This is a genomic window from Thermoanaerobaculia bacterium (assembly GCA_035260525.1).
Lineage (GTDB): Bacteria > Acidobacteriota > Thermoanaerobaculia > UBA5066 > DATFVB01 > DATFVB01.
The window spans coordinates 1-16970 of the sequence record DATFVB010000310.1 but is presented as its reverse complement, the minus strand read 5'-3'; the positions used below and the strand labels follow the sequence as shown (position 1 = coordinate 16970).

The window sequence follows — 16970 nt, the reverse complement described above, 5'->3', positions numbered from 1 at the left end:
CGCGCCCGCGACGAGAACGGCCGCGTGGCGATGGACATGCGTGTCGTGGTCGGGAAAGCGATGAGCACGCAAACACCCGTCTTCTCCAGCCAGATGACGCACGTCATCCTGCGTCCCTACTGGAACGTTCCCGCCGGCATTCTCGGCAGGGAGATCGTCCCCGCCGTTGCGCGCGATCGCGGCTATCTCGCTCGCAAGAACTACGAGGTCATGACGCACGACGGCAAGGTGGTCACGTCCGGAAGAGTATCCGACGCCATCCTGACGCAGCTGCGCGCGGGGAGGCTCATGGTGCGACAGAAGCCCGGTCCTGCCAACTCGCTGGGCCTGGTCAAGCTGATGTTTCCGAACGAGTACAACGTCTATCTTCACGACACGCCTTCTCCGGAGCTGTTCTCGCGCTCGCGGCGCGATTTCAGCCATGGCTGCATTCGGGTCGAAAACGCCGCCGGGCTCGCCGCATGGGTGCTGCGCAACAATCCCGGATGGACGCTGGAGCGGGTGCGGCGGGAAATGCAGCACGGAAAGGACGACGTCATCGTGAACCTGGCAAAGCCCGTCCCCGTCTTCATCGTCTACGCGACGGCCGTCGCCTACGAGAGCGGCGACGTTCATTTCTACGACGACATTTACGGACACGATGCCGAACTGGCGGCGGCTCTCGCCAAGGGCTATCCGCACTCGTGATCGATTCTCTCGAGGCGACAAATATTCGGCGTGCCTGGTGGACCAGAACGGGGAAGGGTCCCGCCCCCGACGGGCCGGCGTTCCGACTGACGCCCGCGAAAGCGCCGGAAACCGGGCTCGATTCCGAGTGCGATCCTCCTCGAGCCGAGGTCTACGCCCTCGCCGACGAGGGGCGGCGCGCTGCTGCGCCGAGGGCGCGACGGAGCGCGCGTCCGGTGATCGGCTTCGTGAGATGGCCGTCGAAGCCCGCGAGCGCGGCCCGCTCGCGGTCCTCCGCCTGGCCGTAGCCCGTCAGTGCGACGAGGCGCAGCTCGCGGCCGAGCTCGGCCCGCGCCCTCTCCGCGACGGCATATCCGTCCAGGCGCGGGAGGCCGATGTCGATCAGCGCGACTTCCGGCCGGACCGACCGGATCAGCTCGAGGCCGTCGGGCCCGTCGGCCGCGGTCGCGACGACGTGGCCGTCGAGCTCGAGAAGCTGCCGGATCGACTCGCGCAGGTCGGCGTTGTCCTCGACGAGGACGACGCGGCGGCCGGCCGCATCCGGTGCGGGCTCCTCTCCGGGCGCCCCCGGTGCCGCTGCGGGCTCGCCCGCGGCGAGCGGAAGGAAGATCCGGAACTCGCTGCCGCGGCCCAGACCCTCGCTCGACGCCTCGACGGCGCCGCCATGGAGCGTCGCGAGATTCCGGACGAGCGTGAGGCCGATTCCCATGCCGCCCTGGGCGCGGTCGAGCGTGTCCTGCGCCTGCGCGAAGAGATTGAAGATGTTCGGGAGCATCTCGGGCGCGATCCCGGCGCCGGTGTCGCGAACCGCGACGAGCGCGCGCCCGCCGTCGCGGCGCACCTCGATCGTCACCCGCCCGCCGGGCGGCGTGTACTTGATCGCGTTGTTGACGACGTTCGTGACGATCTGCTCGAGCCGCACCGGGTCTCCCTCGACGCGGACGTCGTGGTCGGCGAAGACGGCGACGTCCAGCCGCTGCGCCCGGGCCGCCGGAGCGAGAGACTGGACGCAGCGTTCGGCGAGGTCGGCGAGCTCGACCGAGATCTTCTCGAGAACGATCTTCCCCGAGGTGACCCGGGAGACGTCGAGCAGGTCGTCGACGAGCCGCGCGAGATGCCGGCTCTGTCGCTGGATGATCCCGATCTCGGCGGAGGGCTCCGCCGATTTGCGCCGCCGCGAGAGCTCGGCCGCGGCCATGATCGCGCCGAGGGGATTCCGGAGCTCGTGCCCGAGCATCGCGAGGAACCGGTCGCGCTGGAGGACGCTCTCCTGGAGATCCAGGAGGAGGTCGCGCAGCTGGTACTGGCGCCGGCGCGCGCGAAGCCCGGCGAGCGCCGCGGTGGCGAGATTGAGCTTGCGGACGGGACGGTCGAGGAGAGTGACGTTGCCCAGGTACTCGAGCATCTCGAGAAGGTGCCCTCCCGAATCGGGCTCCGCCGCGCGGAACACGACGAGCGGGAAGTCGGACCACGGCGGCTGGTCGCGGATAGCCCGCGCGAGACGTTCGAAGTGCGGGACGAGCGCTTCTTCCGTGATGAGACCAGCGCCCGCCTCCGGCATCTCGCCGCAGAATTCCGGGAGGTCGGAGCAGAGTTGGGCCGCCAGCCCCTCGCTCTCGAGCATGTCTCGCGCGAGCGCTCCATCCCGGCCGCGGGGCGCGAGAACCAGGATCGTCTCCTCCCGACGTCTGTTCCGAAGGCTCATCGCCCCCCGTATTTCGGCGCATCCTCGTGTTCCGACGGCCCGTCGTCTTCGTTTTCCGGCGGCCGATCGGCGCCCCGCAGGAGCGTTTCCTTGCGTCCGATGAAGCGCGGCGTCCCGGTCATGAGCCCCGAGAACTCGGCGAGCGGCTCTCCCGCGCGAATTCCGCCCGCGTCGATCCGGTACTCGCGGATTGCCCGCTCGTGCATCCCGGCGCGCTTCTTGACGACCGAAACCGCCTTGTGAAGCTGCCCGCCCGCCTCGAAATACCGGAGCAGGACGACGTTGTCGGCGAGATAGCTCACGTCGACCGGCGTCGCCATCCCGGGGCCGAGGAAGCCGTGCTGGGCCATGACCAGGATCACGACCACGCCGCGGCGCCGCAAGTAGTTCAGGAACTCGTGCATCTGCGAGACGAGGAAATTCTCGTCGAGCATCGCGGCGAGATATCCGCCGACGCTGTCGATGACGACCATCCGCACACCGGAACTCTCGACCGCGTCGCGGACCTGCTCGACGAGCTCGCCCGGCATGAGCTCGGCGGGGTCGACGTGGCGAACCGCGACGATTCCCTCCTCGGTGAGAGGAAGGAGGTCCACACCGAGCGCGCGCGCCCGTGAGAAGAACGTGCCGAGGCCTTCCTCGAAGAGGAAGAAGATCGACTTGTGGCCGCTGCGGGCGGCCGAGTGCGCGTACAACGACGCCAGCGCCGACTTTCCGGTGCCGGCCGGGCCGAGGATCAGCGTGCTCGTTCCGAACTCGAGGCCGCCGCCCATCAGGGTGTCGATCTCCGCGTTGCCGCTCGAGATCATTTCCTCGCTCTTGAGATGCGGGTAGTCGGCCGCCGTGAGCCGCGGGAAGACCCGCAGACCCCCGGTTTCGATCCTCAAATCGTGAAATCCCCCGATGAACGGCGATCCGCGGAGCTTGACGACGCGCAGCCGGCGGCGATCGGCGCCGTAGACCGGGGGCCGCTGCTCCAGCGTCACGACGCCGTGAGCGAGACTCTGGAGCTGCAGGTCGCCCGCGTCCATCGACATGTCCTCGACGAACAGCACGGTGCACTGCCGCGCCGCCAGGTACTGTTTGAGAGCGAGGATCTGCCTCCGAAACCGCAGAGGGCTCTGGGCGAGCATCCGGAGCTCGGAGAGCGAGTCGACGACGAGCCGGGCCGGCCGCACGCGGTCGATCTCGGCGAGCACCTTCCGCATCGTCTCGCCGAGCTCGACCTCCGACGGATAGAAGAGGGTGTTCTGCGACGAGGGGTCGAGAGCGGCCTCCTGCGCCGAGAGCTCCTGGAGCGTGACTCCCGCGAGGTCCCAGCCGTGGGTGTCGGCGACGGACCGGATCTCCTCCTCGCTTTCCGAGAGCGTGATGTACATGCCCTTTTCGCCGCGACGCGCGCCTTCCGTCAGGAACTGGAGCGCGAAGGTCGTCTTTCCCACGCCCGGCTGTCCCTGAACGAGGTAGAGGCGGTTTTGCGGCAGTCCTCCCCCGAGGATCTCGTCCATTCCCGGCACACCGGTGGGCGCTCGGCGCGCGATTTTCTCTGTTTCGTTCATGAATCTCTCTCCTGGGTGCGGTTTCGTGCCCCGATGGGCGGACGACCCTGCAAAATCTTCGCCCACGCCGTTGGACACGGACGAAACATCGGCGTTCGAACGACTTGCTCGTTACGGATGCCGCCGGTTCTCCGGTAGACTTCGCCGCGACTTGGATCGAGAAGAGACCCGCCGGGACTGGCGCGCGCGCGTGGCCGACCGCGTTCTTCCGTTCGCCGGAATCGCGGCCCTGCTGGTCGTCTGGGACCTGTCTATCCGGACGGGGAGGTTCCCGCTTCTCCCCGGCCCTCTCGCCGTTGCGCGAGCCATCGTCGAGCTCGCCCGCAAGGGCTTTCTCGTCAAGCACGTCGTTGCTTCGCTCTTCCGGGTGACGTGGGGATACCTGCTCGCGGTCGCGGTCGGGGTCCCGCTCGGGATCGCGCTGGCGTGGTATCGGCGCGGGGGCCTCGCGCTCGCCCCGCTCGTCGAGCTCGTCCGGCCCATTTCGGCGCTCGCGTGGATCCCTCTGGCGATCCTCTGGTTCGGCGTCGGGGACCTCTCGGCGATCTTCATCATCTTCGTCGCCTCGTCGCTGCCGCTCGTCGTTTCGGCGATGGCGGCGGTCGGGAACGTCTCGTCGGTCCACTGGAACGCCGGACGGAATTTCGGGCTGACGCCCGCGGAGATCGCGCGGCGGGTGCTCCTGCCGGCGATCCTGCCCCGCCTCCTCGTGGGGCTCCGCCTCTCGCTCGGGATCGCGTGGCTCGTCGTGGTCGCGGCCGAGATGATCGCCGTCAACTCCGGCCTCGGATTCCTGATCATCGACGCGCGCAACGCCGGCAACCGCTACGACCTCGTCGTCGCCGGGATGGTCCTGATCGGCGCGATCGGGGTCGGCCTGGACGCCGCGATGCGGCGGATCGAGACGCTCCCGGCGCTCCGCTGGGGCTACGCCGATTCCGCCGCGGAGGCGGCGTGATTCCCGCGCCGGACGCCGCCGCCCAGCGCGCGAAGCTCTCCATGCGCGGCTTGCGGATGACCTTCCCCGCGGAGGGAAGCGAGATCCGGGTCCTCGAGGACATCGACCTGGAGGTCCGCGAAGGGGAGTTCGTCTGCATCCTGGGCCCCTCCGGGTGCGGGAAGTCGACGCTCCTGAACGTCGTCGCCGGGTTTCTGCCGCCGACGGCGGGGAGCGTCCGGATCGACGGCGAGGAGGTGCACGGACCCGACTCGCGGCGCATCTTCGTCTTCCAGGAGCGAGGCGTCTTCCCGTGGCTCACCGTCGAGGGGAACATCGGCTTCGGCCTCGGCCGGCTCGACCGCCGCGAGCGCGAGCGGCGGATCGCGCACTACGTGAAGCTCGTCGGGCTCTCCGGCTTCGAGCGGGCGTATCCGCACGAGCTCTCCGGCGGCATGAAGCAGCGCGTCGAGGTCGCCCGGGCGCTCGCCGTCGACCCGGACATGCTCTACCTCGACGAGCCGTTCGGGGCGCTGGACTCGATCACGCGACTCGTGATGCGCGCCGAGCTCCTCCGGATCTGGCAGGCCGAGAGAAAGACGATCCTCTTCGTGACCCACGACATCGAGGAGTCCGTCCAGCTCGCGGACCGCGTCGTCGTGATGTCCGCGCGTCCCGCCCGCATCCGGCGGATCGTGCCGATCGACCTGCCGCACCCGCGCGACCTCTCCTCGCGCCGGTACCTCGAGCTCCGCGACGGGATCTTCGAAGAGATCGGGCTGGCCCACAAGATCTGATGCGCTGGCGAAGGCTCGAGCCCGTCGTTCTTCCGCTCGCGGCGGGCGCGCTGCTGGTCGCGGTCTGGCAGGCCGCGGTCAAAGGAACCGGGACGACGGTGTTTCCCTCGCCGGGGGCGGTCGGCAAGGGTCTGGCGGAGCTCGCGCGCAAGGGCCTCCTTTTCGCCTACGTGCGCGACTCGCTGTTGCGCGTCGCCGCGGGCTTCGGCGTGGCGCTTGCGATCGGCATCCCTCTCGGCATCTTCCTCGGTTGGCAACCCGCCGCCGCCCGCGCGGCAAACCCGGTGATCCAGTTCCTCCGCCCGATCAGTCCGCTCGCGTGGATCCCGGTCGCGATCGTGCTGTTCGGCGTCAACGACACGGCCGCGACCTTCCTGATCTTTCTCGGGTCGCTCTTCCCGATCCTCGTGGCCGCGATGAACGGGGTGCGCGGCGTGCCCGCGATCTACCGCCAGGCGGGGCGGAACTTCGGGCTCTCGCGGCGGGCGCTGGTTGCGCGCGTCGTCTTTCCTGCGGCACTGCCGGAGCTGATCGGGGGGATCCGCATCGCTCTCGGGATCGCCTGGCTCGTCGTGGTCGCCGCGGAGATGATTGCGGTCAACTCGGGGCTCGGCTACCTCGTGATCGACTCGCGCAACGCGGGCAAGCGCTACGACCTCGTCGTGGCGGCGATGGTCCTGATCGGCGTCATCGGGCTCGCGTTGAACGTGGCGGTCTCCCGGCTCGCTCGCCTCCGCGCGCTGCGCTGGGGCTTCCGCGCGGAGGGCGCATGACACCCGGGCCCGCCCGGCCGAATCGCGCCCGGCGTCTCGTGTTCGCCGCGATCGCGGCCTGGATCGTCGCGATCAGCGCGGCCCATCTGGCCCTCAACGTCGACTGGTCGGCGGCGTTGAACGACCGCCTTCCGCCCGCCAAACGGAAGCTCAACGTCGCGTACATCCCGGTCACCTGCCACCTGGCGTGTCCGGTCACCGACTTCATCTCGCGCTTCTCCCTGGACGGGAACTTGTTCATCCCGCGGATGTTCCAGGGGTTTCCCGAAATCAAGGAGGCGCTCATCTCCGACCGGATGCAGGTCGGGTTCATGGTCGCGCCGATGGCGATCGCGCTGCGCGCGCAGGGCGTTCCGATCAAGATTGTCTACCTCGGGCACCGCTATGGGAGCGCCGTGGTCGTCCGGAAGGACGGGCCGATCCATTCCGTGCGCGACCTCGCCGGGAAGACGATCGCGATTCCGAGCCGGTTCTCCGACGAGCGGCTGATCGTCTTCAAGGCGTTGAAGCAGAACGGCATGTCGGGAAAGGACGTCAGGATGATCGAGATGGCGCCGCCGGACGTCGCGGGCGCGCTCGCGGCCGGCGCGATCGACGCGTTCTCGATGGGGGAGCCCTATCCGTCGCAGGCGGAGCTCGGCGGGTTCGGCCGCGTCCTCTTCCAGGCCCGCGAGTACTGGCCCGACTACATGTCGTGCGTCGTCGTCGTGCGGCAGGACGTGATCGACACGCGTCCGCGGGCCGTCCAGGTGCTCGTCGACGGCATCGCGCGATCGGGCCTCTGGCTCGACGAGGGGAAGCCGAACCGCGAGCACGCAGCGGACTTCGTCGCTCGCTACTACTTTCACCAGCGGCCCGAGGTCCTGCGCCACGCGCTCACCAAGCCGCTCGACCGGGTGATCTACACCCGGCTCTCGCCGCGCAAGCCCGACTTCGACATGGTCCGCGACCTCATGATCGAGACCGGCGTCCTCGACCGGAAGATCCCGTTCGAGGACTACGTCGACGTGCGGTTCGCCGAGGGCGCCGCGCACGAGACGGCGTGGAAGTACGAGCCGGGCAGCGGAAAGGCGGAATGATCGTCTACGGCCGGTGCAGGTGGAGGCGCACGCCGTAGACCATGATCGGTCCGCGGTCCGCGTTGTATCCGGGGTTCCACACGCGCTGGACGTCCAGCCCGACCGACGTGGCCCGGCCGACCGGCGCGTCGTAGTTCGCCTCGGCGACGATCTCGTGGGCGTAGTCGAGGCGGCCGTCGCCGAGCTGGAAACCGACGCCGCCGCGGGCGAGATACCGCCGGTGCGCGGCGGACAGACCGTCGCCGACGACGCCCACGGTGACCGTGTCTTCGGGTCGGCGCCAGAACGTCCCGGGATGGGAAACCCCCGCCGAGAACGACCGGTCGATCTCGGTGTAGCAGAACGTTTCGTTGCGCCCGTCGTTGCCGCCGCCCCGGAGGAACACGCCCCACTCCTTCGCGAAGCTGCGCTGGAGGTTCACGCCGATCCCGCGCTTGGTCCGTCCCTTCGCGCGCGCGGCGGTGATGTCGGGAGCGCCGGAGCCGGCCTCGGCGAGCGCCTCCTCGTAGTTCCCCATTCGGCCCCGATTCTCCCAGGCGAGGACCTTCGCGACGCCGGAGGATTCCGGATCGAAATCCCATTCGAGCTCGAGGTTGTCCCCGCGCGCGCGGGGATAGTCGTGGTCGAGCTCGAGCCCGTTGGCCTCCCGCGGAAGCGCGAAGCTTCCGAACCGTACCGCGATGGCCGGGCTCTCGAGGTGGAGCTCGACGATCGCCCCCCACGTATAGCCGCGCGCGTCGGCCGCGTAGTCCCAGGAACCGTCCGTGATGAGCGCCAGATTCATGAGGCGGTGGTGCGTGTCGCCGGCGACGTCGTTCGAGCCCATGAAATCCGGGAGCGAAACCTTGCCGACGGTGATCTCGAGGCGGGAGCCTTGCCCCGGAACGCGGAAGCGCGAATCCGTGCCGGTGAGGAACGCGCCAAGGTCGCGTTCGGTCGATTCCCCGTCCGTCGGCGAGGGGCCGGGACTCCGGGGTCCGATCGGAACGTCCTGGTGGAAGAACGCCCGCGCGAGATAGGGACGCTGCTGGAGGAGCCCCGCGTGCACCGAGTCTCCGTTGACGAAGGCGCCCAGGCCCGTTCCCCCTCCGGGACCGTGGCCGACCAGGAACTCCGGATCGATCGAGATCCACGCGTTCTTCCAGAGCCTCAGGCCCGTGAAGATCGAGATGCTGAGCGTGGTCGAGAACTGGCCCGACCCCTCGCTTCGGAAGCTTCGCGGCCCCTCGTACGGATCGCGGAACGAGGGCGCGTCCTGGGTGATTGTCGTCGCCTGGTAGCCGAAATCGGCCCGCGGCGGCTCGTCCGCCGGTGGCCGGGCGAGGAGGGGCGCGGCGCACGCCGCGAGAGCGACCGGCAGGATGACTCTTCGAGTCGGGTGCAAGCGAGCGGATTGTAGTCGGACCGAAGCCCGCGCAGAAGCCCGTCTGTTCGTCCGGCCCCGGCAGCGGTCGAAAAGACGCGCGCCCGGGAGCGATCAGCTCTTCGCGGGCTCGACCGCCGGCTCGGGCGCGATCCCCGACTCCGGGCGCCGCATCCACCGCAGGATCTCGGGCACCGTCGGCTTCTTCCCGTACATGAGGATGCCGACCCGGTAGATCTTCCCCGCGAGCCAGGACATCCCGACGATCGACACGAGCATGATCGCGGTCGCGAGCGCGACCTGCCAGCCGGGCACGGGAGCGAGCGTCACCCGGAAGAACATCACCATCGGCGTCAACGGCGGGATCATCGAGAGGACCGTCGCGAGCGTCGAGTTCGGGTTGTTGACGATCAGCCCCCAGAAGGCCCAGACCGAGACGATCATCAGCGTCGGGATCATCGCGAGCTGCTGCGCTTCCTGGTCGGAGTTGAACGGGGCGCCGATCGCCGTGTAGATCGACGCGTAGAAGAAGTAGCCGAGGACGAAGAAGAGGACGAAGTAGCCGAGCGTCGATATCGGGACGGTCGGGATCGTCGCGTTCGCGAAACCGAGAGCCGCCGCGAGCCCCGATCCCGACAGCAGCGCGAGGTTCATCGCGAGCACCGACCAGATCGCGTACTGCGTCAGCCCCACGAGCCCGATGCCGATCACCTTGCCGAGCATCAGCTCGGTCGGCCGCACCGAGGAGATCACGATCTCGACGATGCGGCTCGATTTCTCCTCGATCACGCCGCGCAGGTTGTACATGCCGTACTGGATCAGCGTCGCGTAGAGAAAGACGAAGAAGACCATCGAGACGAGGAACCCGCCCGACTCCTTTTCGTCGGCGCGCCTGGCGTCGATCGAGACCGTCTTCTCGAGCTCGGCGATCGCGCCCGCCGGGATCCCGCGCGAGAGCAGCCGGTCGCGCAGGAGGACGTTGTTGAGATGCCGCTCGAGCCGCTCCTGGTACGTGAAGTCGGAGACGGACGAGGCGCGATAGGCGACCTTGCCGGACGCGATCGACGCCGGGTCGAGGAGCAGGTACCCGTCGAGCTTCTTCGCTTCGATCTGCTTCCTGAGCTCCGCGCGGAGCGCGTCGACGCCGGCGGGCGGCACCGGCGCGTTCGTCAGTGCGAACCGCGCGGCGTCCTTGCCGTGCGCGATCTCCGTCTCGAGCGGCGCGAAATACTTTCCCGTCGGGTCGATCACGGCGATCCTCCGCACCCCGGACGCGCGCGTCTGCGTCAGGATCGAGACCGCGAAGAAGCCGATCCACATCACGGGCAGGAGGATCGTGAAGATCCAGAACGCCTTCCGCCGGATGTGCTCGACGTACTCGCGCTTGATGATCGCGCGGACCTTGCGGACGTTGATGGCCATGACCTCACCCCCTTGCCCCCTCTCCCGGCGGAGAGGGGGGATACGAGACCGGAGTCAAACGGGGCGCGTTTCCTCGAGTCCGGCGTCGTGGACGGCCTTGAGGTAGATCTCCTCGAGCTCGGGTTCCTTTTCGGAGAAAGCGTCCACCCGATGATTCTCGAAGAGTCGCTGGACGATCGTGCGCGGCTCGACCCCCTCCTCGAGGGTCACGTGATAGCCGCCGTTGACCGGAGAAACGGTTCGGACCCCGGGGATCGCGGCGATCGCGCCGGCCGGCGCGTCGGTCGAGACCCGGATCACGTTGCCGGCATAGCGGCGCTTCAGGTCCTTCATCTCCCCGTCGAGGACCTTCTTCGACTTCGTGATCAGGCAGATGTGATCGCAGAGCTTCTCGGCCTGCTCGAGGACGTGCGTGGAGAAGACGACGGTCTTTCCCTGCGCGCGGAACTCGAGGAGAAAGGTCTTGATGAGGTTCACGTTGATCGGGTCGAGACCGGAGAACGGCTCGTCGAGGATGAGCACGTCGGGATCGTGGACGATCGTCGCGATGAACTGGATCTTCTGCTGCATCCCTTTCGAGAGCTCGTCGACCTTTCGGTGGAGCCAGGGCCGGAGCTCCATCGCGTCGAGCCAGCGCTCGATCCTCTTCCTGGCGGTGTCGGCGTCGACTTCCTTGATCGCGGCGAGGAAGAGCAGGTGGTCGAGGACCCGCATCCGGCGGTAGAGCCCGCGCTCTTCGGGGAGGTAGCCGACGCGCGCGAGCGATTCCCGCGTCGCCGGGCGGCCGAGGACGCGGATCGACCCCGAGTCGGGCGCCGTGATGTCCATGACCATCCGGATCGTCGTCGTCTTCCCGGCGCCGTTGGGCCCGAGAAGGCCGTACATCGTCCCCTTCGGAACCTCCAGGGACAGGTCGTCCACCGCTTTGAAACGGCCGAACGCCTTCGTGACGTGTTCGACCTCGATCGCGTTCATGGGTTTTGCTCTCCCCGCGGACTTACGAATCCGGGGCGCGGAAGTTTAGGTCGCCCTTCCCGGCTCATCCGAAGAAAGCGGACCAGCCGACACGAACGAGCAGGAGGGCGCCCCAGAGCGCGAGCGGCAGAGTCGTGGCGGAGCCCTTCGAAAGCCCGGGAATCCGCCGGAAGGCGACGACGAGCAGCGCGACGGTTGCGAGGAGGAAGACGTCGAAGGAGGAAGCGACGGCGACGACCACGGATGCCGACGACGGCGGGAGGAGGAGCGCGGGACCCACCGTCCCGATCCTCGCGAGGTCGTCGTACGTGAGCGACATGTCCGGAGCGGCGAAGAGTCGGACGACGGCGATCGCGGACCGGACGAGCATCGGGATCCCCGCGTACGCATAGATCGCGAAATAGGCCGGCAGCTTCGCCTCCGCTCCGAACGCCGACCCTGCGCCCGCGAGGACGAGGGCGACGAGGAAGAAGAAGAACGCGAAGGCGGCCGCGCCGATCGTGGGCGTGTACGGCGCCATCTTGCGCTGCATCTCGACCGCGCGGTCGACGGCCGCGTCGACGCGCTCCTTCGGCATGGTCTGTCCGGAGCGTGCCATCTTCTTCTCGATCGCGCGCCGCATCGCGGCGTCCTGGTCGATCTTGTCCGTCATCACGACCGAGAAGAGCGCGGCGAGGAGGATCCCGGCGACGAACGGCAGCCACCACGTCGGCCGCCGAACGAGCGCGGCGAACGTCGCCGCGGGACGGGTGAAGACGCCGACCATCGCCGCGGTCGCGGAGATCTCGGGAGCGGCGGGGGAGGCCGCGGAGCCCGACACGTCTTGCGTCATCGCCGAAAAAATTCCCTCAAAATTCTTCCCGTCATCTTACCACCGGATGGAAGCCGGAAAAGTTTGACAGCCCCGGGACCGGGTGGCATCATGCGCCGCATGGACGCGAAGCTTCGCGCGATGCTCAAAGAGCTCGGGGATGCGATCAACGACTCTGTGTCGGAATCCGACCGCGTGCACGAGACGATCGAGAAGCTTCGCGAGCACGGGTATCGCCTCTTTCTGAACCTCGACGCGCGAATCGGGATCGAGCGCGACGAGGAGTTCGCGGGCGACGACGAGGAGAGCGTCGAGATGTCTCCGTCGGCGGCCGCCGCGGAGTTCCGCATCGACTTCCGGGACCTGCGGTTCCTCAAGTCGGTCGGGATCGACCCGACGCGCAAGGTTCGCACTCGCCGCGCCCGCGCGACGGTCGCGCGGCGACGCGCCGCCAAGCGCGGCTGACCGCGAGCGGCCGCGAGCGCGGGCGCTCGGAAATCCGAAATTCGAATATCGAAACTCGAAACAAGTTCGAATATCGAAATCGGAAATTCGAAACGAACGGGCGTCCCTCTTCCGTTTCGAGTTTTGGGCATTCGGGCTTCGAATTTGTTTCGGAGTGGCCTGCACTCGCGTCGCAGGCTTGGCGATTGCTGTCGGAGTCTCCTCTGCTCACGGCGAAAGGCGGGGCCTCATTGTCTTTCCTGGATCGACGACCGATCCGCAATACCGATATTTGTGCTTCGATTTTATTCTTTATCGCGAGCAAAACGGGCAGAACCGCCGCTTGCTATTCTGTAGGCGTGATGACCGCCGACCCCTTTGCGCCCTGGGCCTGGTCCCGCGCCGAATGGGCGCGCCGCGCGGGGGAGCTCGGCCAGCCGGCGTACCGCGGCCGCGCCGAGTTAAGCGACTCCGTCGCTTCAACTCGGTACCCCGACGACCGCGCAAGCGGGCCATCAGCGCGATAGGGCTATCCTCCCCTGGTGGACCTCTTCGCCCCCTTCGCCTGGTCGCGCGCCGAATGGGAAAGGCAGGCGAAAGCTCTGAGACAGCCGGCATATCGTGGCCGTCAGATCTTCGACGCGATCCACGCCCGCCGCGCGGTCTCCTACGGGGCGATGACCGAGCTTTCGCGGAAGGATCGTGACGCGTGGGAGGAAGCGGCGCCCCTCGCTCTCCCGGAAGTCGCGCGGCGCGACGTGTCGGCCGACGGGAGCGTGAAATACGGCCTGCGCTTTCCCGACGGCGCGCTCGTCGAGTCGGTGTTCATGCCGCGCGGCGAGGAGCAGGCCTCTTCCGAGGCCGAGTTCGCCGACGCGCGCCGATCGCGGGACACGGCCGCCGCAGGAGCGCCGCTCGCCGCCGATCCGGCGCGGGCGACGATCTGTCTCTCCTCCCAGACGGGGTGCGCGGTCGATTGCCGGTTCTGTGTCACCGGACGGCTCGGCGCCGGACGCAACCTCTCCGCCGGAGAGATCGTCGCGCAGTTCCTCGCGGTCGCGCGCGAGCACCCGGGAACCTCCTGCGCGATCGTGTTCATGGGGATGGGAGAGCCGATGCTGAACCTCGACGCCGTCGAGACCGCGCTCGACGTCTTCTTCGAGACGATCTCGCCGCGGCGCATCACGGTCTCGACGTCCGGTTTCCCGGAAGGGATCCGGCGGCTCGGCGCGCGCGCGAAGCAGCCGAACCTCGCCGTGTCGATCAACGCCGCCGACCAGAAGACGCGCGAGGAGATCATGCCGGTGTCGCGCGCCCATCCGCTCTCGGGAGTCGTGGCCGCGATGCGCGCCTTTCCCCTGACGCACCGGCGCCGGATCACGGCCGAGTACGTCCTGCTCGAAGGGGTCAACGACTCCGCCGAGGACGCGCGGAAGCTCGCCCGTCTCCTGCGGGGAATGCCCGTGAAGATCAACGTGATCCCGTTCAACCCCGATCCCCGCTACCTCCCCGAGTTCCGGCGGCCGTCCGAGGAGGCCGTCGAGCAGTTCGTCGAGACGCTCGCGAAGGAGCGCTACACGGTCACGGTGCGCCGCTCGAAGGGCCCCGACGCGTCGGCGGCGTGCGGGCAGCTCAAGGGGCGCGAGATCGACGCACGGAAGCGCCCGCGCCTGCCGACGCGATGAGCGTTCGACTTCTGTCGTCTCGAGAGGCTCTCTCCCTCATCCCGAGCGAAGCGATGAATGGGCGGGCGGCGTGAACGAGGACGGGATCGGACGGGGTTTCGTCACGCGAGGCGCCAGCCGAAGAACTCCCTCCAACGCCGCTCGTATTCCTCCGTCTCGACCGAGAGCGGCTGGTCGTCATGGTGGCAATGGCCCGCCGAGGCCACTTCCCAGACCGTCGTCGTGCGCGGAAGCGCCTCTTCGAGCCTCCCGAGAAAGGCGGGCAGAGTGAGCTCGTCGCGCTTGCCGTAAACGAGCGCCACCGGGCAGCGGACCTTCTCCGCGGCTGATATCGGGTCCACGGCGGCGAGCCCCTCCTCGCGGCGCAGGCCGATCAAGCGGCGGACGCGCGTGTCGGCGCGCGCGAGCGCCCAGCGGGTCGTGAGCCCGAGCGCCCAGGACGGCAGCCCGGACTTCAGATGCAGGTAGTGGCGGGCCATCGCCGGCGCGTCGCCGAAGGGAGACTCGAGCCAGAGCGCCTGGACGGCTCGGTTCCCGGCGCAGAACTGGAGCGCCGGAGAGCCGCCATAGGAGCAGGCGTGCACTCCCAGGCGATCGGAGTCGATCCCGAACCGGCGCCGGGCGGCTTCGACCGCGTGGTTCAGGTCCTGCCGTTCGAGAAGGCCGAACGTGATGAACCGGCCGCCCGAGCGTCCGTGGCCGCGCAGGTCGGGGCACAGGACGTTGTATCCGGCCTCGAGGGCGCGGCGCGCGTCGGGGAGCCACTCGGTCGCGTTGCCACCCTTGCCGTGGAGAAAGAGGATCGTCGGGCGTTGTCCGGGAGAGCCGGGGGAGGCGAACGTGCAGACGAGAGGAACTGGATCGCGCGGGTCGCCCGGATGCTCGAACTCCTCGGCGACCCCGGCGTCCCGGAGCAGAGTGCCGAGGAAGAGGGCGCGGTCGTCGCGCCCCGGAGCGAGGCCGACCGGAGAGATCAGCGCGTCACCGAGCGCCACGGCCGCCGCGTACGAGCCGGCGACGTACGCGCCGGCGCCCGCGGCGACCGACCACCCGACGCCTCGAATCGTCTTGCCGCGTTTCGACACGAGGCGCAATGATATTGGAAGAGCAGCGCGGTGACGCATCGAGGACGGCGGGGCCGAGTTGAACCGGTCGCTTGAACCGTCGCTCAACTCGGCCGATCCGGACACCAGCTCGGCCGGCCGGACGGCCTCAACTCGAGCGCGAAGTTTGTCGCACCGTCGGATTGTCCTGAACCGAGTCGCCCATCAGGGGTTTCGAGCCGACACGGTGCGGGTCGGGGCCCTTCGCATCGCGGGGGACCCTGCGCGAAGTAATCGAGCGCAGGTCCCGCAATGCGGTAGCGGGAGCGTCGGCGAGGGGGTGGCGGGTTCACGGTCGAGTCGCTTGTTCGACGAGCCGCGAACCCGTCACGCGCTCAGGTTTCCCGAGCCAGCTCCCGCGACGGCCTCAGTGCGGGGGCTCGACGCTCTTCGTCGTGGTCGACGTCTTCGTGCTGTACGTCATGCGCTGGACGACCGGCTGCGGCGAGCCGCTCACCGTCGTCGTCGTCACGGTCACCTTCCGCCCGACGGCGACGTCGGAGGGAAGCTGCGACGCGGGGTTGATCATGTACGTGACGGTCGTGCCGTCCGGACGCACGATCGTGACCGACTTGCCGGCCTCGTAGGTGCGAACGGTTCCGCTGACGCTGGTCGCGCTCGTCGAGGTCTCCGAAGACGAGGAGACATCGGCGGGAGCGGCCTTCTCGGTGGTGGTCGTCTGCGTCGACTGCCGCTGCGTCGTGACCGAGCTGTCCCGATCGGGCGCCGCGGGGGCCGGGATTTCCTGGGCGCCGGCGAAAGCCGCGAAAGCGGCGATCGCGCCGGCGGAGAGAAGGATTCGATGTTTCATGAGTGCTCCCTGTTGGTCGCAGGCCCATTCCTGCACCGGAACAAGGAGCAATCGACGTGCCGGAGGAAGTCCGTCCCGCCGGAGTTCTGTAGAATGAGCCCGGAGGCCAGCGTGAAGCTCGACTATTTCTGGACGGACTGCCCCGACGGGTCGCACGTCGCCGTCAACTGGGCCGTGTGGGACGGACGGATCTCGGGCTCGGTGCGCAAGTGGAGCCCGGACACGCGCGTCAACGTCGGACGGAGATTCGACCTGGCGCCCTCGGAGCTCGCCCGCGACGAGCAGGGCCGGCCGTTCCTCCTGCTCGAAGACATCTGCGTCGAGCCGATCCGCGTCCCGCTCGATCCCGAGCGCGTGCGGGCGGCCGAGAGCGAGATCACTCCCGCGGCGTGAGGCGCCGCGGTCCGGTCCCGCGCGTCCCATTCGAGCGATGGACGAAGACGACCCGGTCGCGATCCCCCTCGAGGACTCCTTCGACCTGCATTCCTTCCTCCCGGCCGACGTTCCCTCGGCGGTGACCGAGTACCTGGACGCCGCCCGGCCGCTCTTCCACGAGGTCCGGCTGATCCACGGCCGCGGGATCGGCGTTCAGCGCGAGATCGTCCGGTCGCTGCTCGCCCGCCGCACGGACGTCGACCATTTCTTCGACGCGCCGGCCGCGCGGGGCGGGTGGGGGGCGACGGTCGTCGTCTTCCGGTGATACTGGTGTCCCGAGTCGGAAATAGCTATGGCGTCGTTCGGAGCGCCGCGGGGTAAGCGGCTGGGCGACGCGGCGACGGCGATGCCTTTGCATCGTCTAGTCGCGGCAACACCGCCGAT

17 protein-coding genes are annotated in these 16970 nt (G+C 68.6%); 9 read left to right on the top strand and 8 right to left on the bottom strand.

Annotation, left to right across the window (positions count from 1 at the left end; genetic code table 11):
* Positions 1–687 (top strand): L,D-transpeptidase family protein (locus VKH46_14800; GenBank protein ID HKB72113.1); only part of this gene is annotated, 687 nt, incomplete at its 5' end.
* Between the two features lie 151 nt (positions 688–838).
* Here the strand turns inward: VKH46_14800 and VKH46_14795 are convergent.
* Both VKH46_14795 and VKH46_14790 read right to left on the bottom strand, forming a co-directional pair.
* Positions 839–2392, bottom strand: a complete 1554-nt coding sequence (locus VKH46_14795) for a hybrid sensor histidine kinase/response regulator (protein HKB72112.1) — start codon at positions 2390–2392, stop codon at positions 839–841.
* Entirely contained in the window at positions 2389–3951 is a 1563-nt protein-coding gene (locus VKH46_14790; GenBank protein ID HKB72111.1) for an ATPase domain-containing protein, read from the bottom strand. The genes VKH46_14795 and VKH46_14790 overlap by 4 nt, the downstream gene beginning before the upstream one ends.
* 151 nt (positions 3952–4102) lie before the next feature.
* Here VKH46_14790 and VKH46_14785 point away from each other — a divergent pair, with 151 nt between their 5' ends.
* Genes VKH46_14785 through VKH46_14770 form a run of 4 tightly spaced genes read left to right on the top strand, consistent with a single transcriptional unit; the run spans position 4103 to position 7537 of the window.
* A complete protein-coding gene (locus VKH46_14785) occupies positions 4103–4909 on the top strand; it encodes an ABC transporter permease (protein ID HKB72110.1) in 807 nt (268 codons plus the stop codon).
* Positions 4906–5685, top strand: coding sequence for an ABC transporter ATP-binding protein (locus tag VKH46_14780; protein HKB72109.1), 780 nt, complete (start codon positions 4906–4908; stop codon positions 5683–5685). Before VKH46_14785 ends, VKH46_14780 begins: the two co-directional genes overlap by 4 nt.
* The gene (locus VKH46_14775) at positions 5685–6458 is read left to right on the top strand and encodes an ABC transporter permease (GenBank protein HKB72108.1); all 774 of its coding nucleotides are present in this window, start codon (positions 5685–5687) and stop codon (positions 6456–6458) included. Before VKH46_14780 ends, VKH46_14775 begins: the two co-directional genes overlap by 1 nt.
* Entirely contained in the window at positions 6455–7537 is a 1083-nt protein-coding gene (locus tag VKH46_14770) for an ABC transporter substrate-binding protein (GenBank protein ID HKB72107.1), read from the top strand. Before VKH46_14775 ends, VKH46_14770 begins: the two co-directional genes overlap by 4 nt.
* 4 nt (positions 7538–7541) lie before the next feature.
* Here the strand turns inward: VKH46_14770 and VKH46_14765 are convergent, their stop codons facing one another.
* The 4 genes from VKH46_14765 to VKH46_14750 all read right to left on the bottom strand — a co-directional run bounded on the left by VKH46_14765 (position 7542) and on the right by VKH46_14750 (position 12129).
* On the bottom strand, positions 7542–8921 hold the full coding sequence (locus tag VKH46_14765; protein ID HKB72106.1) for a carbohydrate porin: 1380 nt from the start codon (positions 8919–8921) through the stop codon (positions 7542–7544).
* Positions 8922–9014: 93 nt separating this feature from the next.
* Positions 9015–10322: an ABC transporter permease gene (locus VKH46_14760; protein HKB72105.1), complete on the bottom strand. Its 1308-nt coding sequence runs from the start codon at positions 10320–10322 to the stop codon at positions 9015–9017.
* Between the two features lie 54 nt (positions 10323–10376).
* The gene (locus VKH46_14755) at positions 10377–11297 is read right to left on the bottom strand and encodes an ATP-binding cassette domain-containing protein (GenBank protein HKB72104.1); all 921 of its coding nucleotides are present in this window, start codon (positions 11295–11297) and stop codon (positions 10377–10379) included.
* Between the two features lie 64 nt (positions 11298–11361).
* Positions 11362–12129 (bottom strand): YIP1 family protein, encoded by a 768-nt coding sequence (locus tag VKH46_14750; GenBank protein HKB72103.1) that lies wholly within the window; start codon positions 12127–12129, stop codon positions 11362–11364.
* 99 nt (positions 12130–12228) lie between these two features.
* Between VKH46_14750 and VKH46_14745 the strand changes: the two genes are divergently transcribed.
* Together VKH46_14745 and rlmN are read left to right on the top strand one after the other, a co-directional pair.
* Positions 12229–12573, top strand: a complete 345-nt coding sequence (locus VKH46_14745) for a hypothetical protein (protein ID HKB72102.1) — start codon at positions 12229–12231, stop codon at positions 12571–12573.
* A gap of 521 nt (positions 12574–13094) precedes the next feature.
* Complete coding sequence (gene rlmN / locus VKH46_14740; protein HKB72101.1) at positions 13095–14237, top strand: 23S rRNA (adenine(2503)-C(2))-methyltransferase RlmN; 1143 nt, start codon at positions 13095–13097, stop codon at positions 14235–14237.
* Positions 14238–14338: 101 nt separating this feature from the next.
* Here the strand turns inward: rlmN and VKH46_14735 are convergent, their stop codons facing one another.
* Positions 14339–15322, bottom strand: coding sequence for an alpha/beta hydrolase (locus VKH46_14735; protein ID HKB72100.1), 984 nt, complete (start codon positions 15320–15322; stop codon positions 14339–14341).
* A gap of 385 nt (positions 15323–15707) precedes the next feature.
* Positions 15708–16151: a hypothetical protein gene (locus tag VKH46_14730; protein HKB72099.1), complete on the bottom strand. Its 444-nt coding sequence runs from the start codon at positions 16149–16151 to the stop codon at positions 15708–15710.
* A 93-nt stretch (positions 16152–16244) separates the two neighbouring features.
* Between VKH46_14730 and VKH46_14725 the strand changes: the two genes are divergently transcribed.
* Positions 16245–16544 (top strand): hypothetical protein, encoded by a 300-nt coding sequence (locus VKH46_14725; protein ID HKB72098.1) that lies wholly within the window; start codon positions 16245–16247, stop codon positions 16542–16544.
* Positions 16545–16581: 37 nt separating this feature from the next.
* The gene (locus VKH46_14720; GenBank protein ID HKB72097.1) at positions 16582–16851 is read left to right on the top strand and encodes a Smr/MutS family protein; all 270 of its coding nucleotides are present in this window, start codon (positions 16582–16584) and stop codon (positions 16849–16851) included.
* Positions 16852–16970: the final 119 nt, after the last annotated feature.